The sequence below is a fragment of the Limosilactobacillus mucosae genome (genome assembly GCF_013423865.1).
In the GTDB taxonomy this organism is placed as follows: Bacteria; Bacillota; Bacilli; order Lactobacillales; family Lactobacillaceae; genus Limosilactobacillus; species Limosilactobacillus mucosae.
In genome coordinates this window covers 781,171-807,561 of record NZ_CP058954.1, presented here as the reverse complement: position 1 = coordinate 807,561, position 26,391 = coordinate 781,171, and the positions used below count along the sequence as shown (strand labels likewise).

General features: G+C 49.6%; 24 protein-coding genes. 6 read left to right on the top strand and 18 right to left on the bottom strand.

Annotation, left to right across the window (positions count from 1 at the left end; translation table 11 throughout):
• The first annotated feature begins 3 nt into the window (after positions 1-3).
• The 3 genes from dapF to codA all read left to right on the top strand — a co-directional run bounded on the left by dapF (position 4) and on the right by codA (position 3,813).
• A complete protein-coding gene (gene dapF, locus H0G69_RS03890; RefSeq protein WP_180305223.1) occupies positions 4-1,008 on the top strand; it encodes a diaminopimelate epimerase in 1,005 nt (334 codons plus the stop codon).
• Between the two features lie 189 nt (positions 1,009-1,197).
• Positions 1,198-2,559: a cytosine permease gene (locus H0G69_RS03885; RefSeq protein ID WP_180305222.1), complete on the top strand. Its 1,362-nt coding sequence runs from the start codon at positions 1,198-1,200 to the stop codon at positions 2,557-2,559.
• Positions 2,560-2,562: 3 nt separating this feature from the next.
• Entirely contained in the window at positions 2,563-3,813 is a 1,251-nt protein-coding gene (gene codA / locus H0G69_RS03880) for a cytosine deaminase (RefSeq protein WP_180305221.1), read from the top strand.
• Positions 3,814-3,890: 77 nt separating this feature from the next.
• On the opposite strand, the gene rpoD is transcribed toward codA, so the two are convergent.
• The 12 genes from rpoD to H0G69_RS03820 form a co-directional block, all read right to left on the bottom strand.
• Positions 3,891-5,033, bottom strand: coding sequence for an RNA polymerase sigma factor RpoD (gene rpoD, locus H0G69_RS03875; protein WP_033935602.1), 1,143 nt, complete (start codon positions 5,031-5,033; stop codon positions 3,891-3,893).
• A 2-nt stretch (positions 5,034-5,035) separates the two neighbouring features.
• On the bottom strand, positions 5,036-7,000 hold the full coding sequence (gene dnaG, locus H0G69_RS03870) for a DNA primase (protein WP_180305220.1): 1,965 nt from the start codon (positions 6,998-7,000) through the stop codon (positions 5,036-5,038).
• A gap of 166 nt (positions 7,001-7,166) precedes the next feature.
• A complete protein-coding gene (gene glyS, locus H0G69_RS03865) occupies positions 7,167-9,245 on the bottom strand; it encodes a glycine--tRNA ligase subunit beta (RefSeq protein ID WP_180305219.1) in 2,079 nt (692 codons plus the stop codon).
• Positions 9,246-10,229, bottom strand: coding sequence for a glycine--tRNA ligase subunit alpha (gene glyQ, locus H0G69_RS03860; RefSeq protein WP_033935605.1), 984 nt, complete (start codon positions 10,227-10,229; stop codon positions 9,246-9,248).
• 279 nt (positions 10,230-10,508) lie between these two features.
• Positions 10,509-11,297, bottom strand: coding sequence for a DNA repair protein RecO (gene recO, locus H0G69_RS03855; protein WP_143113382.1), 789 nt, complete (start codon positions 11,295-11,297; stop codon positions 10,509-10,511).
• Positions 11,298-11,311: 14 nt separating this feature from the next.
• The gene (gene era, locus H0G69_RS03850; RefSeq protein ID WP_180305218.1) at positions 11,312-12,220 is read right to left on the bottom strand and encodes a GTPase Era; all 909 of its coding nucleotides are present in this window, start codon (positions 12,218-12,220) and stop codon (positions 11,312-11,314) included.
• 13 nt (positions 12,221-12,233) lie between these two features.
• Entirely contained in the window at positions 12,234-12,638 is a 405-nt protein-coding gene (locus H0G69_RS03845) for a diacylglycerol kinase family protein (RefSeq protein ID WP_370760978.1), read from the bottom strand.
• A complete protein-coding gene (gene ybeY, locus H0G69_RS03840) occupies positions 12,616-13,098 on the bottom strand; it encodes an rRNA maturation RNase YbeY (RefSeq protein ID WP_180305217.1) in 483 nt (160 codons plus the stop codon). The genes H0G69_RS03845 and ybeY overlap by 23 nt, the downstream gene beginning before the upstream one ends.
• Positions 13,098-14,057, bottom strand: coding sequence for a PhoH family protein (locus H0G69_RS03835; protein ID WP_033935638.1), 960 nt, complete (start codon positions 14,055-14,057; stop codon positions 13,098-13,100). Before H0G69_RS03835 ends, ybeY begins: the two co-directional genes overlap by 1 nt.
• A 215-nt stretch (positions 14,058-14,272) precedes the next feature.
• Positions 14,273-14,719, bottom strand: a complete 447-nt coding sequence (locus tag H0G69_RS03830; RefSeq protein ID WP_033935610.1) for a GatB/YqeY domain-containing protein — start codon at positions 14,717-14,719, stop codon at positions 14,273-14,275.
• 78 nt (positions 14,720-14,797) lie between these two features.
• Complete coding sequence (rpsU, locus tag H0G69_RS03825) at positions 14,798-14,983, bottom strand: 30S ribosomal protein S21 (RefSeq protein WP_033935611.1); 186 nt, start codon at positions 14,981-14,983, stop codon at positions 14,798-14,800.
• Positions 14,984-15,125: 142 nt separating this feature from the next.
• Positions 15,126-16,028: a deoxyribonuclease IV gene (locus H0G69_RS03820; RefSeq protein WP_180305216.1), complete on the bottom strand. Its 903-nt coding sequence runs from the start codon at positions 16,026-16,028 to the stop codon at positions 15,126-15,128.
• A gap of 100 nt (positions 16,029-16,128) precedes the next feature.
• Here H0G69_RS03820 and H0G69_RS03815 point away from each other — a divergent pair, with 100 nt between their 5' ends.
• Entirely contained in the window at positions 16,129-16,773 is a 645-nt protein-coding gene (locus tag H0G69_RS03815) for a site-specific integrase (RefSeq protein ID WP_033935613.1), read from the top strand.
• Positions 16,774-17,147: 374 nt separating this feature from the next.
• On the opposite strand, the gene aspS is transcribed toward H0G69_RS03815, so the two are convergent.
• Both aspS and hisS read right to left on the bottom strand, forming a co-directional pair.
• Positions 17,148-18,926 carry an aspartate--tRNA ligase gene (gene aspS, locus H0G69_RS03810; RefSeq protein WP_045025443.1) on the bottom strand — a complete coding sequence of 593 codons (1,779 nt, stop codon included), beginning with the start codon at positions 18,924-18,926 and terminating at the stop codon, positions 17,148-17,150.
• Positions 18,927-18,932: 6 nt separating this feature from the next.
• Positions 18,933-20,225 (bottom strand): histidine--tRNA ligase, encoded by a 1,293-nt coding sequence (hisS, locus tag H0G69_RS03805; RefSeq protein ID WP_180305215.1) that lies wholly within the window; start codon positions 20,223-20,225, stop codon positions 18,933-18,935.
• A gap of 407 nt (positions 20,226-20,632) precedes the next feature.
• On the opposite strand from hisS, the gene H0G69_RS03800 reads away from it, so the two are divergent.
• Positions 20,633-21,439, top strand: a complete 807-nt coding sequence (locus H0G69_RS03800; RefSeq protein WP_370796322.1) for an N-acetylmuramoyl-L-alanine amidase family protein — start codon at positions 20,633-20,635, stop codon at positions 21,437-21,439.
• Between the two features lie 20 nt (positions 21,440-21,459).
• Positions 21,460-22,311, top strand: coding sequence for a fructosamine kinase family protein (locus H0G69_RS03795; RefSeq protein ID WP_180305214.1), 852 nt, complete (start codon positions 21,460-21,462; stop codon positions 22,309-22,311).
• Between the two features lie 201 nt (positions 22,312-22,512).
• Here H0G69_RS03795 and dtd read toward each other — a convergent pair whose 3' ends face one another.
• From dtd to H0G69_RS03775, 4 genes are all read right to left on the bottom strand, one after another.
• Positions 22,513-22,950 (bottom strand): D-aminoacyl-tRNA deacylase, encoded by a 438-nt coding sequence (gene dtd, locus H0G69_RS03790; RefSeq protein ID WP_033935617.1) that lies wholly within the window; start codon positions 22,948-22,950, stop codon positions 22,513-22,515.
• Positions 22,951-22,961: 11 nt separating this feature from the next.
• Positions 22,962-25,196, bottom strand: a complete 2,235-nt coding sequence (locus H0G69_RS03785; RefSeq protein ID WP_045025446.1) for a RelA/SpoT family protein — start codon at positions 25,194-25,196, stop codon at positions 22,962-22,964.
• Positions 25,180-25,569 (bottom strand): hypothetical protein, encoded by a 390-nt coding sequence (locus H0G69_RS03780; protein WP_180305213.1) that lies wholly within the window; start codon positions 25,567-25,569, stop codon positions 25,180-25,182. The genes H0G69_RS03785 and H0G69_RS03780 overlap by 17 nt, the downstream gene beginning before the upstream one ends.
• Positions 25,570-25,633: 64 nt before the next feature.
• Positions 25,634-26,380, bottom strand: coding sequence for a 16S rRNA (uracil(1498)-N(3))-methyltransferase (locus H0G69_RS03775; protein WP_180305212.1), 747 nt, complete (start codon positions 26,378-26,380; stop codon positions 25,634-25,636).
• Positions 26,381-26,391: the final 11 nt, after the last annotated feature.

Genomic DNA, 26,391 nt, shown 5'->3' with positions numbered 1-26,391 from the left:
TTTATGACGGAACTACTAAAGGTTCATGGATCGCAAAACCAATTCTTTATCCTGGATCAGACAACGCTGGAACAACCACTCACCGATGCTGAGCTGCAGACACTTGCTCCTAGAATCACCAATCCCCAGACTGGCCTTTTAGGCGGCGCGGATGGCATTCTGGTTGTCAATCAGCCAACTAAAGCCGGAGCCCTGGCGCAAATGCGTGTCATCAACGCCGATGGCAGCGAAGCATCCATGTGCGGCAATGGGCTGCGTACCGTGGCCCGCTATCTGGCCGAAAAATTTGATCAAGACGAGTTCCAGGTTGATACGCGCGATGCCAACCTGCTTGTTCGGCGCCAGCCTGATTTTGCGCCGGGCGTACCTGCTTTTGCCGTTGAGATCTCACCCGTCCGCTTTAACAAAGAAGCACTACCGTTTGACAATCTGGGCCATGAACGGCTGCTTGATACGCTGGTTCCCGAGTTTATTCCTGGACTGCGTTTTACCAGCATCGCGGTTCCTAATCCACATCTGATCAGTTTTGTTTCAGCCGCTGAATTGTCCGATAACGTTTTAGGCGTCTTAGGTGAACGACTGAATGGTCAAAACCCATATTTCCCTGATGGCGTCAACGTAAACTTTGCCCAGATTCTGAATGAAAACGAGCTGTTCGTACGGACGTTTGAACGCGGTGTCGGCTTTACCAATGCCTGCGGGACCGGGATGTCAGCAACCTCATTGGCCTTCGCGCTGACGCATCCTGAACTGGCGCATTTCGACGTGCCAATGACCATCTACAACCCTGGCGGCATGGTCAAGACCATCGTTCACCACCAAGCTGATCACTACTGGATTGAACTGGTCGGCAACGCCACCTTCACGCATCATGTTACGGTTGCCGAAACCGAGCTGCATCAAGCAAGCTTTGCGGATGCTCAGACCAGCGCAACTGGCGAAGAAACGGCTTATGAAAAGTTTGTCGCAGATTTACCGCACGTTAATGATCTACAAATTGGAAAATAAGCATTGACAACGAACATTAATATTGTTTACACTTAGTTTATCAATTATTATTCAACCTTTAATCTGGTCCCGTGAGGCCTCCAAGGATGTTCGTTAAAATAAAATCTTCTCCCTTTTTTAGGGAGGACATTATTTGCATCGTCACTGGTCTCACTTGGCCAGTGACGATTTTTCTTTGGGGGTAACACCATGCAAAACGACAATGATCAGATTACCAGCATCGCGATGCATCAACGCAAAACCTCAACCTGGGATATGTTTGCAACCTGGGTTGGTGCCAATGCCAATAACGGCACGTGGTTTGTCGGCGGGGTTTTGGCAGCTTGCGGTTTTTCAGTCGCCATGAACGTGCTGGTTCTGTCATCGGCACTTTCTTACGTCTTCTTGAGTCTGATTGGCTACATCGGCTATCAGACCGGTGTCTCGACCATGGCCGTCAGCCGGGCATCATTCGGGGTGCGCGGCAGCTATCTGCCATCTTTGGTCAACCTGACGCAGTTTATTGGCTGGACAGCCGTCAATACGTTTATTGCTGCCCAATCCGTCAGTCTGCTTTTAAACGACCTGCTTGGCTGGCCAGTCTGGGGTAAGCCAGGCGGTTGGAAAGGCATCGTGGCTGGGATCGTGGTAATGAGTATTTTACATATCATCAGTATCGCCAGCGGCTCGCGTTCCGTTCAGATGATTGAGCGTTTGGGAATCATCCTGGTTTTGATCTTTGTCATCTGGGAATCGGTAGTCGTCTTAAAGACCGTCCCATTCTCGCATATCGTTAAATGGCAGGTCCCAGCCAGCGCCAAAATGGCTACCGGAGCCGCCATCGACTATGTAGCGGCCTTCAATCTGGCCTGGGTTACGGCAGGGGCTGACTTCACTCGTTTCACGCCAAAGAAGCACAATGCGACGCTGACGCCATTTTTCGGTGCCATGGTCGGGGTAATCTGGTTTGCCTTTATCGGCTTGATCTCAACCATCAGTATCGCCATTACCTCTGGTGCCTATAATGCCAACAACTCCGATCCAAGTACGATTGCCAGTCGGCTGGGGCTGGGGGTCGTTGCGCTGCTGGTTATCATCCTGACTTCGATGACCGCCAATGCCGTTAACCTGCTGGCAGCCGGCTCGGCACTTTCCAACATCTTCACCAACATCAAGCTGAAGTACTCGCTTTGGATCGTTGCCATCGTCGCCACCATCGTTACCTTTATTCCAATGATTGTTGGCAGTTTCCTTGACACGTTTACCGCTTTCTTGGATTATGTAGGTATGGTACTGGGACCAATCATCGCCATCATCTGTACCGACTTCTATCTGCGCTGCCACCAGAAATACGACGTCACGCAGCTGGCCAAGAAAAACGGCAGCTACTGGTACTCGCACGGAATCAACTGGTCAGCCGTAGTTACCTGGATCATCGGTACGGCACTGTTCTTAATGCTGCATAACGTTGCTGCACTCAAGAACACGATCGGGGCAACGTTTTTGGTCATGCTGATCAGCGGTGCCATCTACTATGTCTTAATGCTAATTTTTAATCGAAAGGTCGCTTAATCTATGCTGATTCAAAACGTTCATGTAGATAACCAAAAAGATGCCGTTGACGTTCGGATTGAAGATGGCAAGTTTGTAGCCATCAAGCCTGGTCTGAGCACTAAACCAGGCGAAGAAGTCATCGATGGCCAAGGCAAGGTGCTGCTGCCGCCATTTATCGACTCTCACGTTCACCTGGATGCCACGCTGACGGCCGGCCAGCCAGAATGGAACGAAACCGGTACCTTGTTCGACGGGATTCGCATCTGGTCAGAACGCAAAAAGGATCTCACCATTCAAGACGTCAAGCAGCGGGCTAAAAAGACACTGCTCAATATGGTCGGTCACGGAATTCAACACGTGCGCAGCCATGTTGACGTAACTGACCCGCATCTGATCGCACTACAGGCCCTTTTGGAATTAAAGCACGAGATGCAGGATGTGGTTGATCTGCAATTGGTTGCCTTTCCACAAGAAGGCATTCTCTCCTACCCGCATGGTAAAAAGCTGATGAAGCAGGCCGTTAAGGAAGGCGCCGATGTCGTTGGTGGTATTCCGCACTTTGAGTTTACGACTGAATACGGCTGGAAATCAGTTAAGTTCCTGGTCAAGCTGGCTGAAAAATACGACAAGCTGGTTGACGTCCACTGTGATGAGATTGATGATCCGGCTTCTCGCAACCTGGAAGTCTTAGCAACAATGGCTTATAAGACCGGTCTTGCCGACATGGTCACCGCCAGCCACACGACGGCGATGGGATCATACAATGATGCTTACACCTACAAGCTGTTCCGGCTGCTGAAGATGTCAAACATCAATTTTGTCTCCAATCCACTGGTCAACATGCACCTGGGCGGCCGTTTTGACACCTATCCAAAGCGGCGCGGTCTGACCCGGATTAAAGAGCTGGATGCTGCCAACATCAACGTTTCGTTTGGTGAAGACGACATTCAGGATCCATGGAACCCGCTTGGTAATGGCAACATGCTGGACTCTGTTTCAATGGGAGTCTATGCGGCTCATCTGATGGGCTACAGCCAGCTGCAGGACTCATTCAAGTTCGTAACCTACAATGCCGCTAAGACGCTGCATATTGCTGATCGTTACGGCATTAAAGAAGGTCTGGAAGCCAACTGCATCCTGTTGAACGCTGAAGACTTCTACAACGCTTTAAACAAGCACGTTGAGGTTCTCTACAACATTCGCCGTGGCAAGGTGCTGGCCAAGACCACCCCGGCTGAGACGACGCTTAACCTGCCTGACAGTCTGAAATAAGAATCATTAATACGATAAAAGGTCTGCTCCTCAATTCAGGAGCAGACCTTTTATTATCGATTATGAAGATAAGCTGATTATTCCAAGAAGTCCTTTAATTGCTTGGAACGTGATGGGTGGCGCAGCTTACGCAGAGCCTTAGCTTCGATTTGACGAATCCGTTCCCGCGTAACGCCAAAGACCTTGCCGACTTCTTCCAGCGTACGCGTTCGCCCGTCATCAAGGCCAAAGCGCAGCCGCAAAACGTTTTCTTCACGATCGGTCAGCGTATCCAAGACGTTCTCCAGCTGCTTTTTCATCATTTCATAAGCAGCATGATCGGCAGGACTGGTAGCATCCTGGTCTTCGATAAAGTCGCCTAAATGCGAGTCATCCTCTTCACCAATCGGCGTTTCCAAAGAGACTGGTTCTTGGGCAATCTTGAGAATTTCGCGGACCTTCTTGGTTGGCATGTCCATTTCAGCACCGATTTCTTCAGGCAGCGGTTCCCGACCCAGATCCTGCAGCAATTGACGCTGAATCCGGATCAGCTTGTTGATGGTTTCGACCATGTGCACTGGAATTCGAATCGTCCGCGCTTGATCAGCGATCGCCCGCGTAATAGCCTGCCGAATCCACCAGGTCGCGTAGGTTGAGAACTTGAATCCCTTCCGGTAGTCAAACTTTTCAACGGCCTTCATCAGACCCATGTTACCTTCTTGAATCAGGTCCAAAAACTGCATGCCGCGGCCAACATAACGCTTGGCAATGGAAACCACCAGACGCAGGTTGGCTTCCGCCAGTTCCTGCTTAGCCTGCTCATCGCCTTTTTCGATCCGTTGAGCCAGAGCAATTTCTTCGTCCGCCGTCAGCAGGTTAACCCGCCCGATTTCCTTAAGATACATCCGTACGGGGTCATTGATCTTGACGTTGGTTGGGGCAGCGGTATCCTTTAAGGCCTTGTTGGACAGTTTTTCCGTGGCCTTCAAAGCGCGCGGATCTGGATCACCCTTTTCGTCAACGACGCTGATCCCGGCATCTTCAACGTTTTGAAGCAGATTATCCATTCCTTGGGCATTCAAGCCAAACGGAGTCGCGATCTGGTCAGTCAAGTCATCGTATTGAATTTCCTTGGCTTTCTTATAGCTTCTGATCAGCTTGCCCACGGCTTTGTCGTATTCAGTCTGATCAAAGTCGGCTTTGTTGGAAATTACCATGTCTTTCTTTTTGCTGTTTGCCATTATTAACTAGTCTCCTCCGTTTTTAATCGTTGCTGCTGACTATAAAGCTGAATGAGCTCAATCGTCAGCTGGGTGATTAGTTCGTGATCGCTCCGTGCCTTGGCTTCCTGCAGCGCCAATTTGGCTTGAGCGATCTTCTGTGTTAAAGGTGTCTTTTGCATGATGATGCGCAGACAGTCGTCAATTGCAGCCGGTGGAACTGCTGCTGCATTCAAGCCATCCAGCTGTGTTAAAGTCGCTTTTAAAGCCGGATCGTCCACGTAGTCTAAAAAACTGGCTAAATCATACTCATCATGCTCGGTAAAGTAATTCAAGGCCTGCTGATAGAGTTCCTGATATTGATCATGAACAAAGGCAAAATCAGGCATTGCCTTTAGCTGAGCCCTGGTACCATAGTCATGAAGCACAGCCGTCAGCAATAAGCGCTCTGCCCGCTCAGTCTGATCAAGTGCCAATGACTGCTGCTCGGCTGCCGTCAGCGTGACTGCCTGTGGTGCTGGTTGTGCTTGAGCGCGCCGCTTTTGGCCGTAAGCCGGTCGCTTGTTAAACGACCGACGCTTACGACGCTTAGGGGCAGCCGGCGGATTATCAGGCCATTGTGATGCTGACGGTGCCGTACCTGGCTGAGCAGCCGGCTGTGTTTGAAGCTGAGTCGTTAGCTGCTGCTGAAGATTTTGCGGATTGACCTGAAACTCCCTGGCCAATTCCTGTACGTACAGATCTCTGGCAACCGGATCACCGACCTTGGCAATTACGCCGATTGCTGCATTCAAATAGCTCAAAAGCTCGGCCTGATTGCTCAGATTCAGTCCTTGCCGCAGATAGCGCAAGCGAAATGCAGTCGGTGTTTCTTCGGTATTTTTCAGATAATCGCGAAACTTAGCCCCGCCATTTTGCTGAATGTATTCATCAGGATCTTGTCCGGTTGGCAGCTGCACGACGCGAATCTTAAGCTGACTGGCAACCGCACTGGCCTCGATCAGCTTCAGCGCCCGCTCAATGGCGTTTTGTCCCGGTGCATCGCCATCGTAGCAAATGTTCAGCTGATCGGTCGTCTTGACGATCATCGCCAGCTGCTCATCGGTTAGACTGGTCCCCATAGAAGCAATGCCATTATGAACACCGGCGCCATATGCCGAAATAACATCCATGTAACCTTCAAAAAGCAGCAGTTTCCCATTTTCTCTGGCTGCTTTTCTAGCTAGATCAAAATTAAAGATCAAACGACGCTTGTTAAAAATCGGCGTTTCTGGACTGTTGAGATACTTCGGCGCGTCAGTATTTTTTTGCAATAGCCGCCCTGAAAAGGCAACCGGTCGTCCCTGCCCATCCTTGAGCGGAAACATGACTCGATCATGGAAACGATCATGCAGACTGCCGGAGCGATCCTCGGTAAACAGTCCTGATCGGCGCAGCAGCTGATAGTCATGTCCTTCTTTTTCCAAAACGGCCTTTAAGACCTCTTCTTTAGGAGCATAACCGAGATTAAACTGATCAATCTGCTCTTGAGTCAGGCCGCGCTTTTGCAGATAGCGGCGGGCAGGCTCGCCAGCTGGCGTGTTCATCAAAATATGATGATAGAGTCGCATGGTTGTTTCATGCAGCTTAATCAAGCGCCCCTGCTGCGAATCCGGTGCCTGTTCCGTTTTAGGTTCGGCACCGGCTTGAAAATCAGTTGGCAAGGCCACGCTGCCCAGCTTGGCAACCTGCTCAACGGCTTGCGGAAATGATAGGTGATGCAGCTCCATCAAAAAGTCGAAGACTGAACCTGAGCGATGACAGCTAAAGCAATAAAAGAACTGCTTTTGCTCACTGACTGAAAATGATGGTGTGTTATCTTCGTGAAACGGACAGTGCCCAACCAGGTTCTTGCCTTGCCGCTGCAGCTGAACGTCTTGACTGATGACATCAGCAATATCAACGGACTGCCGCACCTGATCGATCAGTTCCTGTGAAAGTCGCGCCATTCGTTCACCCCATTTCCCGCGAATAGTAGCAAAAGGTCGCCTCCAGATGGAATGCGACCTTCAACGACTTCAGGCAGCATCTGCTTTTAGACACTACCTAATATACCTATTTAACATGATACCACAAGTCTGGGACAATACAATTCATTTGCTTGATAAACCGCAACTATTTAACGATCAACTTGTCAAGATTACCAAGTGCATACACATCATCAGCCAGCTGCTGCAAAAGGGCCAGCCGGTTGCTACGGATGCTTTCGTCTTTGTCCATGATCATGTTCTCTTCAAAGTAGTTGGTGATTACTGGTGCCATTGCTCGCAGGTCAGCAAAGTTTTGTGCCAGCGTCTGCGTATCCCACTTCTTGTCTAAGGAAGCCACCAGATCAAACAACTCGGTTTCCGATGGGTTTTGGAACTTGGCCGGATCAACTGCTGGTACGCCATCCTTAAAGTCAGCCTTCTTGGCAATCCGCAGTACCCGCGTCAAGGCTTCAACGTCTTCTTTAAAGCCATCATCGTCCTTGTGCGCGTCAAGCGTCTCGGCTGCTGCCAGAACGTTGGCAATGTCAGCCGATTTGGTATCCACAACGGCATCAATCACGTCATAGCGCAGATCCTGCGTGTTGAAGAACTGCTTGAGCCGATCCAAGAAGAAGGCGTGTACCTGATCAGCATTGTGCGAAACGTCAAATTCCGGCGTCAGTCCTTGAGCTGCCAATGCTTCTGCAAATTCATCGGCCATCCCCATTACCGGCAGATGCCAGCCGCGCGCAGCAATGATCCGTACGATCCCGTAAGCTTGTCGCCGCAGTGCATATGGGTCATTGGAGCCGCTTGGAATCATATCAACGGCAAAGAAGCTGATGATGCTGTCCAGCTTGTCGGCAATTGCCAAAATCGCGCCGATCTTGCCGGCTGGCAGCTCGCCTTCAGCAGAGATTGGCATATAGTGTTCCTTAATGGCTGCAGCGACGTCAGCTTTTTCACCAAGCAGCTTGGCATAGATCTCACCCATGATCCCTTGCAGCTCGGCAAATTCACCCACCATCTGCGTCGTCAGGTCAAACTTGTAGATGTGAGCGGCTCGATCAAGGTCTGCCAGCTCTTCATCACTAAGGTTCAGCTTTTGACCAAGCAGCTTGGCCAAGACCGCCGTCCGTCCCATCTTGTCATACATGGAGCTGATCTTGTCATGGAAGCTGACCTTCTTTAAACGAGCCACGTATTGGTCAATCGTAATCTTTTGGTCCTCTTCATAGAAGAACTTGGCATCTTCCAGACGTGGTACCAGCACCCGTTCGTTACCCTTGATCACGTTTTCCAGGTATTCGCTGTTACCATTGCGGACCGCGATAAAGTGTGGCAAAAGCTTGCCCTCATGATCACGAACACAGAAGAAGCGCTGGTTGTCCTTCATGGAGGTAATCAGGACTTCTTCAGGCAGGACCAGATATTTTTCATCAAACGAACCGGCAAATGAGGTTGGCCATTCAACCAGGTTGTTGACTTCTTCCAGCAGGTCTTCATCCCAGTCGATGATCCAGTCGTTTTCCGCCAAGATCTCGTCAATCTGAGACTTGATCAGGTTCTTGCGCTGTTTTTGATTGGCAATCACAAAGTCGTTGTTCAGTTCAGCTTCGTAGTCTTCGGCATGCTTGATCTCCACGTCATGACCCAGGAAACGGTGACCACGCGTCATGCGGCCAGCTGTTACGTCCAGGATCGAAAATGGCACGATTTCATCATCCAAAAGCGATACCAGCCAGCGAATCGGCCGAACGAACTGCAATGAGTGACGACCCCACTTCATCATCGTTGGGAAGTTCATGGCTTCGATGACGTCCTTTAAGCCAGGCAGAACCTCAGCAACCGGCTTGCCGTCAACGTGCTTTTCAACGTAGACGTATTCAACGCCCTTGATCTCTTTAAACTCGATGTCATCAACACTGACGCCTTGACCGCGCGTAAAGCCAATCGCTGCTTTGGTCCAGTTGCCATCTGCATCCTGAGCAATCTTTTTAGCCGGGCCCTTAACGGATTCGTTGACATCAGGCTGTTTGTCGGCTAACCCGGTAATCAGAAGAGCCAAGCGACGCGGCGTGGCAAATTCTTGAATCTTTGCAAAGTCAATGCGCTGTTCCTTTAAGTATTGAGCAACGCGTTCGTGCAGCTGCTTGATGCTTGGCGTTACGACATGCGCAGGCATTTCTTCCAGCCCAATTTCCAACAGATATGAATGTGCCATTTACTTGTCCTCCTTCTTGGCCTTGGCAGCTTGCTTGGCCGCCCGTGCCGCTGCTTTTTCAGCCAGCTTGGTGTATTTTTCGACCGTTGCCTGGCGTTCCTTTTCATCATGAATCAATGGGAAGCCCCGTTTGCGCCGTTCTTCGACAAAAGCCTTGGCAATCGACTTGGCCATGATCCGAATTCGGTGCAGGTAGCCGGCCCGTTCCGTTACTGAAACCGCCCCGCGTGCATCCAGCAGGTTGAACGTGTGGCTGCACTTCAAGACATAGTCATATGCCGGGTGGACCAGTCCCAGTTTGATCAGACGCTTGGCTTCGGCTTCATAGTCATTGAATTCTTGAAGCAGCATGTCTTGGTTGCTTTCTTCAAAACTGTACTTGGAGTGCTCATATTCTGGTTCCTTGAAAATGTCGCCATACTTGACGCCGTCTGCCCATTCCAGATCATAGACACTGTCAACGTTTTGAATGTATTCAGCCAATCGTTCCAGGCCATAGGTAACCTCGGCAGCTACCGGATCCATCTGCAGCTCACCAACGACTTGGAAATAGGTAAACTGCGTAACTTCCATCCCATCGAGCCAGATTTCCCAGCCAACACCGGCACAGCCCATTGATGGGTTTTCCCAGTTGTCTTCAACAAAACGAATATCGTGTTCCAGCGGCTCAATGCCCAGCTGCTTCAAACTGCCCAAATAGAGCTCTTGAATATTGTCTGGTGATGGCTTCATCAAAACCTGGAACTGGTGGTGCTGGTAAAGACGATTGGGGTTTTCGCCGTAGCGCCCATCGGCAGGCCGCCGAGAAGGTTCAACGTAGGCAACGTTCCATGGTTCAGGTCCAATTGCCCGCAGGAAAGTGTATGGGCTCATCGTCCCGGCACCTTTTTCGTTGTCGTAGGCCTGCATCAGCATACAACCTTGGTCGGCCCAATATTTTTCAAGAGTAAAAATAATCTCTTGAACGGTGAGTTTCTTTGACATAATCTGACTCCTTTCAACGTAAAAAGCCCCTACAATGGCCAGCTGGACTGGTCATTGCAGGGACGAAGTTAATTCGCGGTTCCACCCTGCTTTTCTGCACCTTAGACATGCAGAACAGCTTAATTAAGCGACTGTTAAAGTGCCACGCTGCTTGATCGTTATCATGGCTTCCACCATCCCATGATCGCTTTGGTTCGACAGTAAGCAGCGATTCTTTGTCATCGTCGATTAGATTTAAATTTAGTTGCTCTTTTATCATAGACAACTACTTTACACTTGTCAATTTTCAGAGCGAAGATTTTTCAATTGATTTTCCCAGGTCGCCATTTGATCGATGAACCGCTTGCTCTTTAAGTGCAGCCCGAGCTCATCGTCATAAATGCGATCCAGCGTATAGCGCAGCCGATTCTTAACGCTTTGATCAACCTGAATCTGATTGACCTGCGCCAGATTCAAAGAGGCAAACAGCTGCAGATAGCCAACCGTCCGGCGATCCAAGTGAAACCGACGCTCATCCAGGTTCCAGTGCCGACTGCACAGCATCCCCCCATTGGCTTCGGAAAAATCCAGCGGGCGATCGTTCAACCCACAGATCGTGCAGCAATCCCAAGTCTGCGCGGCTCCTAGCAAAGGCAGAAACTGCACTTCTAAGACGTTAGCCACGATCTGAGGGTCCTGTCCTTTATCGATCAGCTCGAGCGCGGCCGCCACTTGATTAAACCAACCGCCAATCGATCGGCCCTCTTCAAACGTCGCGTCTACCAACTCGAGAATATAGGTAGCATAGGCACTGCGCAGGGGATCTTCGCCCAGATGAACGTATTGACGCGTATCACGCGCGGCACTCAAATAGCTGAGCGAGCCATCATCAGCCAGCCAGCCGGTATACTGTCCATGCGTAAAAGGCAGAATATCGCTGGTGATCTTGGCATGCGAACGATTGCCGCCTCGGACGAAAAACATCATCGGTCCGCGCTTGTCAGTCAAAAACTTGACCAACAGATCACGTTCTTTATACGGGCGCCGATACATTACGATGCCGGCAAAGGAAGTATTTTCCCGCGCCATGCTCTCAGCTCCTTTTAATAGTCGTTGCTGCGGTAGCCGTAGTCTTTGAGCATTGCCGATTTATCGCGCCAGCCGGGAACCACCTTGACCCACAGCTGCAGATAGACCCGATCACCCAGCAGATGCTCGATGTCTTTTCTGGCCATGGTCCCGATTTGTTTAAGCATCTGCCCTTTTTTACCGATGATGATGCCCTTTTGTCCCGGCCGCTCAACGATGATATTGGCATTGATGTGTACCGTCTCATCATCTTGACGCTTGACCGACATGACATCGACGGCAACGGAATGCGGCACTTCCTGACGCGTCAGCATAAAGACCTTCTCACGAATCATCTCGGCAATAACGAAACGTTCAGGGTGGTCGCTGATCTGATCGCTTGGGTAATATTGCGGACCATTTGGCAGCTGGTCGACCAACTTGTTGATCAAAGCATTGACGTTGTTGCCATTCAATGCCGAAACCGGAACGACATCGGCAAACTTAACCGTGCCATCCTCAAACTGCTTGACGATTGCCGGCAGCTCATTTGGATGCACCTTATCGATCTTATTGACGACCAGATAGATTGGCTTTTGTACCTGCTTAAGCCGTTCCATGATGAAGTTGTCGCCAGGACCGCGCTTTTCATCAGCAGCGACCACATACAAGACCGCGTCGACCTCATCCAAAGCCGAAAGCGTTGAGCGCTCCATAAAGTCGCCCAGCTTGGTCTGCGGTTTGTGGACCCCCGGCGTGTCGATGAAGACGATCTGAGCCTCATCAGTAGTGTAGATCCCTTGAATCTTATTACGCGTCGTTTGGGCAACGTTGCTCATGATGGCAACCTTTTGTCCGACGACATAGTTTAAAAGCGTTGACTTGCCGACGTTGGGCCGACCAATCAGAGCAACGAAACCAGATTTATAATTTGGATTATCCATATTTTTCCCTTTCCTAAATGCCTAACAAATTCTTGAAGCGCGGCCAAAAAATCAGCAGCCCAACCAAAACCGCGTAAAAAGCCGCCAGCAAGACGACCCCAGCGGCAATATCTTTAGCATATTTAGCATCAAGATCATAGTGATGGTGCACGACCAGATCAACCAGCTCCTCAACGATCGTATTGGCAAACTCAGCCGCAAACACGACAAAGATTGCCGACAGCAGCCACAGCCACTCAAAAACGTTGACCTGCATCAAAAAGGCCACGATAATCACCAAAACGGCCGCGATGATATGGAACCGCATGTTGCGTTCTTTTTTAACCACATCTTTGACTCCATCCCAGGCATGTCCCAACGCCTGGATGAAATGACGATTTTTTTCGACCTGATGCTTATCTTGGGAGCCCATAGCCATTTAAAATCTCCTCTTGCAGCTTAAACATTTTTTCTTCATCGGCTTTTTCTTCATGATCATACCCATTCAAATGCAAAAAGCCATGCACGATCAAAAAGCCCAGCTCACGATCATTAGAATGACCCAAAAACTTAGCCTGCTCGCCAACCTTATCGATTGAGATGAACAGGTCCCCGAGGTTTTCCGGAATCTGGGCCGCCAGTTCTGGATCCAGCAAGATCGGCGAGTCGTCGCTGTCATCCTCTAAGGCAAAGCTTAAAACGTCAGTCGCCCGATCAACGCCGCGATATTGAGCATTCAGTTCTCTGATTTGCGGATTGTGAACAAACGTCAGGGAAACCTCCGTATTGTCCTTTAACTCAAGGCACTTGGCCGCATATTCCAAAATATCGTGCGCCAGCTGCAATTGATCTTGGCTGACGGCATGGTCACCGGTTTGGTCGTAGATTTCAATATTCATTATTTTTTCTCCAAAGTCTGTTGCTCATCATTTTCATAGGCCGTAATGATGCGGGCGACAACTGGATGCCGAACCACATCTGCTGCGCTGAATTGAACGAATTCGATTGAGGGTACGTTCTGCAGAATTCGGGGTGCCGAGATCAAACCGCTGCGAGTTCCCCTTGGCAAGTCAATCTGCGAGACGTCACCGTTGACGACCATTTTCGAACCAAAGCCAAGCCGCGTCAGAAACATCTTCATCTGCGCATTGGTGGTGTTTTGTGCCTCGTCTAAGATTACAAAGGCATTATCCAGCGTCCGTCCCCGCATGTATGCTAATGGTGCGATTTCAATCGTGCCGCGATCGATCAGGCGTTCCACGTGGTCAGCGCCAAAAATCTCATTTAACGCGTCATAGATTGGCCGCAGATATGGATCAACCTTTTCCTTCAAGTCACCAGGCAAAAAACCTAGACTCTCACCGGCTTCTACGGCTGGCCGCGTCAGGATGATTCGCTCAACCTCGCCACGCTTTAAAGCAGCTACGGCCATGGCAACTGCCAGATACGTCTTCCCCGTTCCGGCTGGTCCAATCCCAAACGTAATGTCATTATCCTTGATGGCATGCACATACTGACGCTGACCAAAGTTTTTGACGCGAATCGACCGGCCTTTGCGATCCTTAATAATCGTTTCACTGTACAGATCGCCAAAGTACTGCAGCGTACCGCGACGAGCCATCTTCATCGCACTGACGATATCCGTGCTGCTTAAGCTGATGCCATGATGCAGCAGATCTACAAGCTGCTCTAAAACGTCATAGGTCAGATGAACGTCCTCATCTTCACCGCTGATTTTCAGATCGGTACCAAACGGATTGATGGTTACGTTCATGCCTTCTTCTAAAAGCACCACGAATTTGTCTTGCGCGCCCAAAAGTCCCAATTCAACTTCAGGGCTTTCAATGCGAAAAGTCATTTCTGTCAAACGAAGATTTCCCCTTTGCTTTTGATTTAATCAATACCATCAAAAATTATAACATAGCCGGCTGCAATGCGCATAAACCGCAACACGGCAAAAGAAAATCGTTGATAGCACTTGACTTAGAGCAGAAAAAAAGCACTGCCCAAGTCGGTACAGTACTTCTTATCTGGAGCAAACCCGCTACTGTCAGCAGTCCGGTATCTCAATTCTTATTTTTGCAGGGCATCCTTAACGGTTTGGTTGACTACTTTGCCATCAGCCTTGCCCTTAACCTTTGGCATAACCGACTTCATTACCTTGCCGAAGTCCTTCATGCTGTCAGCACCCGTAGCTTGAACGGCCTCGTCAACGATTTGCTTGATTTCGTCATCAGAAAGCTGCTTTGGCATGTACTTTTCAACAACGCTCATTTCAGCCTTGGTCTTGTCAATGAGATCCTGACGCTTGGCAGCAACGAATTCTTCCAAAGCTTCCTTGCGCTGCTTGTATTCACGCGCCAACAGCGAATTTTCTTCTTCTTCGCTTAATTCATGACCCAGCTTGATCTTTTCGTTTTGAACCGAAGCCTTAAGCATCCGGACCGTGCTCAAGGTTTCCTTGTCCTTGGCTTTCATTGCGGCAACCATGTCTTTAGTCAGCTTATCCAATAGACTCATTTCAAGTTCCTCCCGTTTTTCTAAATTATACAAAAAAGCCCCTGGTGAATGAGACATTCGCCCAGGAGCTGCAGCATTCTAGTGACGGCGCTTGTTCTTGCGCTTCCGAGCTGCTTCAGATTTCAACTTACGTTTTACGCTTGGCTTTTCGTAAAATTCACGCTTGCGGTATTCTTGCAGCGTTCCGTTCCGTGAAACCGTACGCTTAAAGCGTCGAAGAGCGTCGTCTAACGATTCATTCTTGCGAACGATAGTCTTTGACATTGTTGATTCCCTCCCTCCGAGCTTAGAATTCCGTACTGTTGCGATTAAAAGCGTCTAATTGACTGCTTCAATCTTATCACTACGAATGATATTATACTTAATCCAAAAAAGAGCGTCAACTGCTTTTTTGAAAAAATTTCAACTAATTTTCAGAATGGCTTAGTCGTTCTACAAACTTTGAATCAAACTGATTGTTTATGATCATCTTGATCTCTTCACCATACGGAGCGACTTTCTTTTTAGGATTATCGGCCAGTGGAACCCAGGGCGTCTCCATAATTTTAGGCACCTGTTCCAATTGCGGATGATGGGCAATATAACTGAGCGCCTCAAAGCCAATCGTTCCCATCCCCAGGTTTTCGTGGCGGTCTTTATGGCTGCCCTGTGGATTCTTAGAATCGTTTAAGTGAATGACCTGCAGCTTTTCAAGGCCCAAGACATGATCAAATTCTTCCAAGACGCCATCAAAGTCGTTTTTGACGTTATAGCCGGCATCATTGGTATGACATGTATCAAACGTTACCGAGAGCTTTTCGTTATAGACAACCTGATCCATGATCTCGGCAATCTGCTCAAATGAAGTGCCGACCTCAGTTCCCTTACCAGCCATGGTTTCAATCGCAATCTGCGGCTTTTGATCGGGCGTGATGATCTCATTTAATCCTTGCGCAATCTGATGTAAGGCTGCTTTGGCCCCAGCACCGACATGAGCTCCGGGATGCAGCGTAATCTGCGTGGCACCAATGGCCGCGGCCCGTTGAACCTCTTGACGCAGGAACTCAACGCCAAAAGCAAAGTTCTGCGGCTTGAGCGTGTTGCCCAGATTAACGATATAAGGCGCATGCACCACCAGATGACTGAAACCGTGCTCTTCAATGTAGGCCCGACCTTCTGGAATCTTCATTTCATCAAGCGGCTTGCGTTTGGTATTCTGCGGCGCACCGGTATAAACCATAAACGTATTTGCCCCATAGCTGGCTGCTTCTTGAGCAGAACCAAGCAGCATTTTGGGCGCTTTAAGACTGACGTGTGAGCCAATCAGCATTTGATCGCATCCTTTCTTTAATAAGCGAGTCTCTTTATTTTAGCGTATTTTATCGCTACAATAAAATTATTGACTCGTTCGCTGTTAAGGAGGAATTTCTATGGCGAAAAAACGCATCTACGTTCCCAAAAACAAGACCAATGGCGAAAAGAAAGGCGACCGTAAGATCTGGGTGGAAAACGTCAAATTTTTAACAACCGCCGAGTATCACGAACTGCAAGAAGCCATTCGCCAATATTCACGTCCCGAATTGGTCAACCGCAATCTGCTTTTGATCTCGATTGCGCTAAACAACGGACTGCGCGCCTCTGATGTCGTGACGCTGCGAGTTGGCCACGTTAAAAACAAGACCCAAACGCGGATCATCGAGCAAAAAACCGGTAAGGCCAAGACGCTTTACTGGAACAACTGTCTGGCTGAGATCATAAACTACTTAAACGAGCTGGACTTCAAAGACGATAACGATTGGCTGTTTCCCGGCCGCCAAGACGGTCACTTCTCCGTGCATGGCTTTTATCAAATGCTGCAGCGAATCGCGCGTAAAACCGGCAACGAAAAACTGGTGGCCAAACTGGGAACGCACTCGTTTCGTAAGACGTTTGGCCGTCAACTGTATAAAGATGGCGTCAATATCGAAATCATCTCGCAGCTGTTCAACCACTCTTCTGAACGCAATACCCGCCATTATCTTGGAATCGAGCAAGAGGATCTGGACAAGGTCGTCCGCAACTTCAAGCTTGAATAATCGTAGTCAAGATCCGCTATTGTAAGGCTGTAAGGCGCGCACCAGCTTCATAAGCTTACATCCACTGCTGGCTGATTCTTGTTAATTATTGGATCACAGCCAACTTTAGGCGGGGCTGATTAACGCTGATCATTTTAAGGCCAACTCATCATAAGTCCAGACTCTTGCCGCGGTTCTTTCAAGGTACTTTGGGCTGTACTTTGCTGGCTAAAGATTCTTGACTTAGTGAAGAAAATCCAGTTTTGAACGATTGCCCGCTCTTAATTTACCTACTTTGCGCCGATTTTTAGTCAAAAGCAGGTAATTGCATATTCCCCCACCTTAATCAAAAAGGATCCGCTAAACCAGCGGATCCTTTTTAATAACTGATTCGGTTAGTCTTCTTTATCTTCATCTTCAGCTGGAACTTCCAGACGCAGCTCTTCCAACTGTTGTTCACTGACGCGAGCTGGTGCCGCCGTCAAAGGTTCAACGGCCTTTGAGTTCTTAGGGAAGGCAATCACATCACGAATGCTGTCAGCCTGCGACAGGAACATTACCCAGCGATCCAGGCCAATTGCCAGACCACCCTCTGGAGGCATTCCCAGTTCCAATGCCTTGATCAAAAAGCCGAAGCGTGCTTGAGCCTTTTCTTTGCTGTAGCCCAGGGCCTTAAAGACCTTTTCTTGAATTTCAGGGTCGTGAATACGGATAGAACCCCCACCGATTTCCTGACCGTTCAAAACGATGTCATAGCTTTGCGCGTGCGCCTGATGTGGGTCTTCGCCATCTTCCAGATAGTGCAGATCCTCAGGGTTAAGCATCGTGAATGGGTGGTGAGCCGCGATCCACTTACCAAAGCCTTCATCATATTCAAACATTGGCCAGTTAACGATCCAGACGTAGTTCCATTGGTTAGGGTCTTTTAAGCCGAGTTCTTCAGCAAAGTGGTTTCGTAGGTAGCCTAATGAATCGCAGACCACGTGGAACGAACCGGCAACGATTAAGATCAAGTCGCCTTCCTTGGCATCAAGCGCCGCATTTAATTCAGCAGCTTGGTCGTTTAAGAACTTGGCAACGGGACCATTGTAGCCATCCGCGCCTACCTTGACCCAGGCCAGTCCCTTGGCATTGTAGCGCTTGATGTAGTCTTCCTGCTTGCTGATGTCTTTACGGGAGTATTTGTCAGCTCCACCAGGTACGACAATGGCCCGGACATAGTTGCCAGCTGCCACCGTACTGCTGAATACCTTAAACGAGCTGTCCTTCACCAGATCACTGATATCATGAATCAGCATTTCAAAACGCGTATCCGGCTTGTCGGTACCGTACTTGTCCATTGCCTCTTGCCATTCCATACGTGGGAAAGGCGTCTTAACGTCAATGTCCAAGACTTCTTTCATGACGTCTTTGATCAGGCCTTCTGTCATCGCTTGAATGTCTTCTGGCGTGGCAAAGCTCATTTCAGTATCGATCTGCGTAAATTCTGGCTGCCGATCGCCCCGCAAATCCTCATCACGGAAGCATTTGGCAATCTGGTAGTACTTGTCGACCCCAGCTGCCATCAACAGTTGCTTAAACAATTGTGGCGATTGCGGCAAAGCATAGAAGCTGCCTGGGTAGACCCGTGAAGGCACGATGTAGTCACGCGCCCCTTCTGGAGTAGAGCGCGTCAGTTCTGGCGTCTCAACGTCTAAGAAGCCGTTCTTTTCAAAGTAGCGGTGAACGACATGCGTAACCTTGCTCCGCAGCATCAAGCGCTTCATCATCTCAGGACGGCGCAGATCAAGGTAGCGGTATTTCAGACGCAGTTCTTCAGAAGCATCAACGTCGTCCACGATTTCAAACGGCATTGGCTTGGACTTGGCCAAAATGCTGGCTTCTTTAACTTCAATCTCGATCTTACCCGTCTTCATGTCAGGGTTGACTTCCTTACGAGCCCGCACCAGACCATGCGCTTCAATAACGTATTGGTTCCGTACCTGGTTGGCGATCTCAAATGCCGCTGGATCAATCTTTTCATCAAAAACCAGCTGCACGATGCCAGAGCGATCCCACAAGTCGATAAAGATCAGACCACCCAGATTGCGTCGCTTGGCAACCCAGCCTTTTACGACGACTTCTTGGCCAATCTGCTGTTCGCTGGTCTCACCAGCATAATTGGTACGCTTCATTTTTTATTACCCCTTTGTCTGTTCTTGATAAACGGCTTTAAAATCGGCAAAAACGCGGTCCAGCGGTAAAGTAGTCTCTTCACCGGTGGCCATTACTTTAAAGTGAACCGTACCGCTTTCCAGTTCTTTTTGGCCAATCGTCAAAACGACTTTGGCATTTTCCTTGGCCGCCGTCTTAAACTGCGCTTTTGGCTTACGGTTCAAGTAGTCGCGTTCGGCAACAAAGCCGGCATCCCGCGCTGCTTCAACCAGTTTAAAGCTGGCAGTGTTGGTTGTCTCGCCAATGCCCACGACATAAACGTCTAAATCAGGATCCACTTTTTTAAGCAGTCCTTCTTCGTTAAGCAAAAGCATCAGCCGTTCTAAGCCAATCCCAAAGCCAACCCCTGGCGTATCCGGACCACCAAGCTCTTCAACCAGTCCACTGTAGCGGCCGCCGCCACAGATCGTCGTATAGCCTTGACCAAGCGACTTTGCCTGAACCATAACCTCAAAGATCGTGTGGTTGTAGTAATCCAGTCCCCGCACCATGGTTGGGTCAACCGTGTAGTCAATGTCCAGCTCATCCAGCATTTCCTTGACCAGATCAAAGTGCTTTTGGGCATCATCAGTCAAATAGTCCAGAATCGATGGCGCATCGTCAACAAACTGCTTGTCGCGTGGATCCTTGCTGTCTAAGACCCGCAATGGATTCTTTTCCAGACGTTCTTGAGAGTCTTCGCTCAGTTCATCGTAGTGCGGCTTTAAGTAGTCGATCAGTGCTTGACGGTAGGTATCGCGCGTTTCTTGATCGCCAAGCGTGTTGATGGCTACGCGCAGACCCGTTAACCCCAGCTGCTTGAACAGGCGCAGCGCCATGGTCATAACTTCAACGTCAACGGCTGGATTGTCGCTGCCGAATGCTTCAACCCCGATCTGGTGGAACTCACGCTGCCGACCAGACTGCGGCCGCTCATAGCGAAACATTGGTCCCATGTAGTAGACCTTGTAAGGCTTGTTGTATTCAGGGCCGTACAGCTTGTTTTCAACATAGGCCCGGACCACGCCGGCCGTACCTTCTGGGCGCAGTGCCACGTGACGATCGCCCTTGTCTTTAAAGTCATACATTTCTTTGGTAACGACATCAGAAGTCTCACCAGCCGAGCGGGCAAAAATATTGTAGTTTTCAAAAATTGGCGTGCGAATTTCACGGTAGCCATAGCGCGCAAAGATTTCACGAGCCAGTTTCTCAACGGCTTCCCACTGAGCGGATTCGCCCGGCAAGATATCAGCCGTGCCTTTTGGGCGTTGATAGCGCATTGTATCTCTCCTCCATTGATCAATCAGTCGATTTAAAAAAGCACCCCTGCTGCTGCAAGGGTGCTTGAATGCACGGTACCACCTTGGGTTTACTCTTGGGTAACGTAGCTTCGACGGGGTCATGACCCTGCCTCCAAAGCGTCACTCGGCAGCCAATCGACAGGGCTTGCACCAATTCCCCGCTCGCTGAAAGCTATGGCAGACCGAACATTCTTTTTCATCGGCATCTCTAAATTTAATTACCTACTTAGCCTACTAGGCTTGAGCTGTTTAGTCAATAGGCCAGCCCCGAATTAGTCTTGATTTTCCAATTGATGCTTTCTAAACTTATCTTAATGATTCATGATAAAGGAGCAAAAATCTTGAAGTTTCATCGTCCTGCCAAAGCTGTCCTGGTTGCGATCAGCATGGCATTAATTGCAATTGTCATGGTGGTCGCGCTGACGTTTTCGCGGACGACCACCATTGAAACCAGTGGGCTCAACGTCCGTACCGGTCCTGGGCTTGACTATGCTACGATCGGCACCGTTAAAAAAGGCCAGCGCGTAACGATTCTCAAAACACGCAACTCATGGTACAAGATTCGGCTCAGCGATCAGCGTTTTGGCTGGGTTGCCAGCTGGCTGGTTCATCCCAAAAACAATCTCAAGCACGTCTCAAGCCTTTCCGAAGCTACGATCGTAATTGACCCTGGCCATGGTGGTTCTGACTCTGGTGCCGAATATAAAAACAGTACCAGCAAGCGCTACATGGAAAAGACCTATACGCTGCAGCTGGCCAATCGCGTTGCGCAGGAATTGCGGCTGCGGGGCGCGCACGTAATCATGACGCGCGACTCGGACCGTTACGTTGGCCTCAAACCGCGACCAGCCCTTGCCGAAAGCATGCATGCCGATGCCTTTATCAGCTTCCATTTCGATTCTTCGCCGGCTCGCAACGAAGCCTCGGGATTTACGACCTATTATTACCATAAGGGCGCGTCCAAAAAGCTGGCCAAGGCACTGAACAAGCAGCTGAACAACCTGCCATTGACTAATCGCGGCATTGAATTTGGCAACTTTCTGGTCATTCGCGATAACACCCGTCCAGCCGTGCTTTGCGAAATGGGCTATATCAATTCAACTAAAGACTTTAATCAAATCAAAAACGCCAGCTATCAGCAAAAGATCGCCCGCGATATTGCCAAGGGATTAAATAACTACTTTAAAAACTAGACAGAAAGGATGTTGGTCTTATGTCTGCATATCAGCTTAATCAAAAATGGCTCAGCCAATTGCCGTTTCGCCAGGTTGAGGATTGGCGACCGGTTGCTGGTGGCGACATCAATGCCGCCTATCAGATCAAGGCTGATCAAAGAACCTATTTTTTAAAGGTCCAGCCGCGTCATCCGGCCAGCTATTTCAATCACGAAAAACGCGGTCTGGAAGCAATCGGCGCGCTCGTCAAAACCCCGACGCCGCTTGCTCAAGGACAGATTCAAGGCGATGCCTACCTGGTGCTTGAATGGCTGGAAAGCGGCAGCGGCTCACAGGCTGATCTGGGGCGGGCAGTTGCCAGAATGCACGCCCAGCATGCCAAGCAGTTTGGCTTTTATGAAAATCACACCACCAGAGCGTTGGTTAAAAACAATGCGTGGAATGACAGCTGGCGCGACTTTTATCTCAAACAGCGGCTGGATCCAGAAATTACCGTCGCTAAGAAAAACGGGCGCTGGAATGACTGGCGCGAGACTCACTATCAAAGAATGTGCCAAGCCTTCAGTGACTATTATGATCAGCACCAGGTCATCCCCAGTCTTTTGCACGGTGATCTCTGGGCAGGCAACTATATGTTTGATGATACCGGTCAGCCAGTCTTGATCGATCCGGATGCCGTCTATGGTGATCGTGAGTTTGATCTGGCTATGACCACGATTTTTGGCGGCTTTGAGCCTGCGTTCTACCAAGCCTATCAGCAGGAGTATCCATTGGCAAAAGGCGTCAATGAGCGACTGCCATGGTATCAGTTCTACTATCTGTGCATGCATCTGATCTTGTTTGGCGAAACTTATGGCCCAGCAGTCGACGGCATTTTGGAACGCTACTGATAAATTGATCAATGTGTAGATTTTCTAGTCCCGATCGATTCAAGTATGATTTGCAAAGCGATGTTGTTTTTAACGTTGAACTGACTGTAACCACTGATTGTCATGACAACGGCGCCAGTACCCTGCCTGATTATCGATCAGCTATTCAAGAACCTAATTAAAAAGCGAGTAACGGTCTAACCGCTGCTCGCTTTTTAAAAACTATTTTTCATAAAGAATCGTAACCGGACCGTCGTTTTCCAGCTCAACTTTCATATCAGCGCCAAAACGACCGGTTTCAACATGCACGCCGGCTTGACGCAGTTTTTCGTTGAAACGGTCATATAAAGGCGCGGCAATTTCCGGCTTAGCAGCTTTTGAAAAACCAGGCCGATTGCCATGTTTGACGTCAGCATACAGGGTAAACTGTGAAATCGACAAAATCTCGCCATTGACATCAGCCAGTGCTCGGTTCAGCTTGCCGTTTTCATCTTCAAAAACACGCAGATTGACGATTTTGTGTACCATCCAGTCCAACTGCTCATCAGTATCTTCCGGTGCCAGGCCGACCAACAGCAGGTAGCCTTTTTGAATCTGGCCGACCGTTTCACCATCGATTCTAACGGCAGCATGATTGACTCGTTGCAATACGACACGCATTTGATCACCTCTTAACGAATTACCCGTTTGACGACATAGACATCTGGAATGTTTTTCAGACTGTCCAAGATCAGCTGCAGATGCTGACTGTTGCGCACGCCAATCGTAGCTGAAATCGTAGCCATCTTGTTGTGGTCGACCTTACCATTGACCGACGTTAAAAAGCGCGTGTTGTTGTTGATCGAGCGCAGCACGTCATTCAACAGGCCATTGCGATTGTAGCCCTCAACTTCAATATCGGCATTGTAGTTGGTCTTATCGCCGGCTGGATTAGCCCAAAAGACCGAGACCAGCCGTTCGCCGTTCTTTTCGGCTGCCTTGACGTTGGGACAATCGGCACGGTGAACAGAAACCCCGCGGCCCTTGGTAATGTAGCCAACGATCTCATCGCCAGGCACGGGACTGCAGCAATGGCTGAGCCGCGTCAAAAGATTATCAACGCCTTCAACGACCACGCCTTCTGAACTCTTGGCAAACTTGCGTTGATTATTAACGTTCTTGTTTTCAAAAGTCTGGTGATCTTCCAAAACGGCTTTCTGGGCGGCCCGTTGCTTGTCATCAGCCTCTTTTTTACGAATGTCGGCCGTAAAGCGATTGCGCACCCCAATTGGCGGCACGTCACCAAAACCAACCGCGGCAAACATGTCATCAGCCGTCTTGTAGTGCATCTGATCGGCAATCTGGTTGTTCTTTTCCGTGGTCATCAGCTCATTAGGATCATAGCCAGCATCGCGCAGCTGACTGGCAATAATCTGACGGCCGCTTTCCACGTTTTTGTCGTGATCATGGGCTCTGAAGAACTGACGAATCTTGTTGCGGGCCCGCCGCGTAAAGACCAGATCCAACCAGTCGCGACTTGGCCCCGCCGAACTGGATGAAGTTAAAATGTCGACGATATCACCGTTTTTGATCTCATAGTTCAAAGGTACGATGCGACCATTAACCTTGGCACCAGTCGTATGATTACCGACTTCCGTATGAATCTGGTAGGCCATGTCCAGCGGCCCCGCGCCCTTTGGCATTTCAATAACATCGCCTTTGGGAGTAAACGCGTAGACCTTGTCGGCAAAAACGTCGCTTTGAATGCCCTGCAAAAATTCATCGGTGCCCTGCGATTCGCTCTGCAGCTCCAGAATTTCTTTGACCACGTTGAGTTTTTTGGAGTCCTGCGTCTGCTTGATGCCATTGGTCTTGCCTTCTTTATAGGCCCAGTGTGCAGCAACCCCGTATTCAGCAACCTCATGCATATCGTGAGTTCGAATCTGAATCTCCAGCAGCCGGCCTTCTGGACCAATCACCGTGGTGTGCAGCGACTGATAGCCGTTTGCTTTCGGCATAGCAATATAGTCTTTAAAACGGCCCGGCATTGGCTTCCAGTTGGTGTGAACCGCGCCCAAAACGGCATAGCAATCCTTGATTGAGTCAACCACGACCCGAATCGCCAACAGGTCATAAATCTGCTCAAACTGTTTATGCTGTGTGACCATCTTGCGGTAGACCGAGTAGATGTGCTTCGGGCGGCCATAAATCTCGACGTTGGGTCCCAATTCCAGATCGCTGATGGCTTTTTTAACGTCGACAATGGCCCGATTAATGTATTCGACCCGCTGATCACGCCGCGAATTCATCAGATGCACGATGCGGTAGTACTGCTGCGGATTGAGATAGCGCAGCGACAGATCCTCCAGCTCCCATTTGATGGTGCTGATCCCCAGTCGGTCGGCAATCGGCGCGTAGATTTCCAGCGTTTCGTTGGCAATCCGCCGCTGCTTGTCGGGACGCAGATGTTGCAGCGTCCGCATATTGTGCAGGCGGTCAGCCAGTTTAACGATCATCACGCGGATATCCTTGCTCATTGCCAGCAAAAGCTTACGGTGCGTTTCGGCCATCTGTTCTTTGTTGGACTTGTAATGAATCTTAGAGATCTTCGTGTCGCCATCCACGATCATGGCAATCGTCGGGCCAAAAAGCTCGCGAATATCATCCAAAGTGGCCCCAGTATCTTCAACGATATCGTGCATGTAGCCCGCGCATACCGTTTCTGGATCCATATGCAGATTGGCCAGGATGCCGGCAACTTGAATCGGATGGATGATATAGGCCTCGCCCGACTTGCGATGCTGGTCAGCGTGCGCAACCGCGGCAAAATGGTAGGCGCGCTCAACCATTTCAACATGCTCTTCATTCATGTATGAAGAAACGATCTTTTTAACGTCTTCATGCGTTAGTTCATTGTTTTTTGACATCCTGCATCAACTTGCTTTCTTTAGATTGATTTTTGACGGCATCTTGAGTCATGGCCTTAGCCAGATATTCGATGCCTAAATAGACCAGTGCGAAATAGTAAGTGTAGCGTGATACTTGAAAAAGTCGGACGCCGATCAGATAGCCGATTGGAAAGACCAGCAGCTGCCAGGAGCGATCCTGCTGCTTGGCGACTCTTCTGCCGGCCCAGACAACGTAACAGAAATTAACCAACAGCAAAAGCCAAATAATGATCTGAACGCGCGATACCAGATGCTGCTTTAAAAACAGCGGGTTGATCATCAAAGATAGCACCAGATCGCTGATTAAAAGCCGGCGATCGGTCGTCCGCCAAAATTGCTGCAACTTCTCCATTAAAATCTCCTCACTCATGCCAAATTGATTGACATTTATTGTAACACAATGCTTGGCAATGCGCTTAACGAGCCAGTTCCAACTGATAGGAAACCGCAGCCAGCAGATACAGCGGTGCCGTTTCCGTACGCAGAATCCGCGGCCCCAAGCCAGCCGGCACGACGCCTTGCTCTTTCATCTGATCAACTTCGGCCGCGCTGAGTCCGCCTTCTGGACCAAAGACCGCTAACAGCTTTTGGCCTGGCTGCAGCTGCTTGAGCGTTTTGGCCAGATTAGCCTCTTCACCCTGCTTGGCTGATTCTTCCCAAGCCACGATCTTAAAGTCGGCCGGCTCGTTTTTTAAGACGTTACTGAGTTTGCCGCCATAAACGACTTCTGGCTGACGATTGCGATGCGACTGCTCGGCCGCGGCATTAGCAATTTTTTGCAGGCGCTCGATTTTTTTGGCCTGCTTTTGTGGATTCCAACGGCTGATGGAACGCTGCGCCGCAAAAAAGACAATTCGGCTGGCTCCCATTTCAGTAGCCTTCTGCACGATCAGTTCCGGCTTCTCCTTGGTCTTAGGCAGCCCGCAAGCCAAAATTATTTCCACCGGCAATTCAGCATCAGTCCCCAGATCGCTTTGCAGCTCAACGGTGGCTGGATTCAGACTGACAAGCCGGGCCAGATAGACTTTTTGATCATTAAGCGCAACTTCCAGCTCATCATTTTGCTCCGCGCGCAAAACGTCAACCAGATGATGGGCAATGTCTTTTGGTAAGACGAGCCGTTGATCTTCAGGCACCGGTTCATTGATAAAATAGCGTTGCATATGGGCCTCCT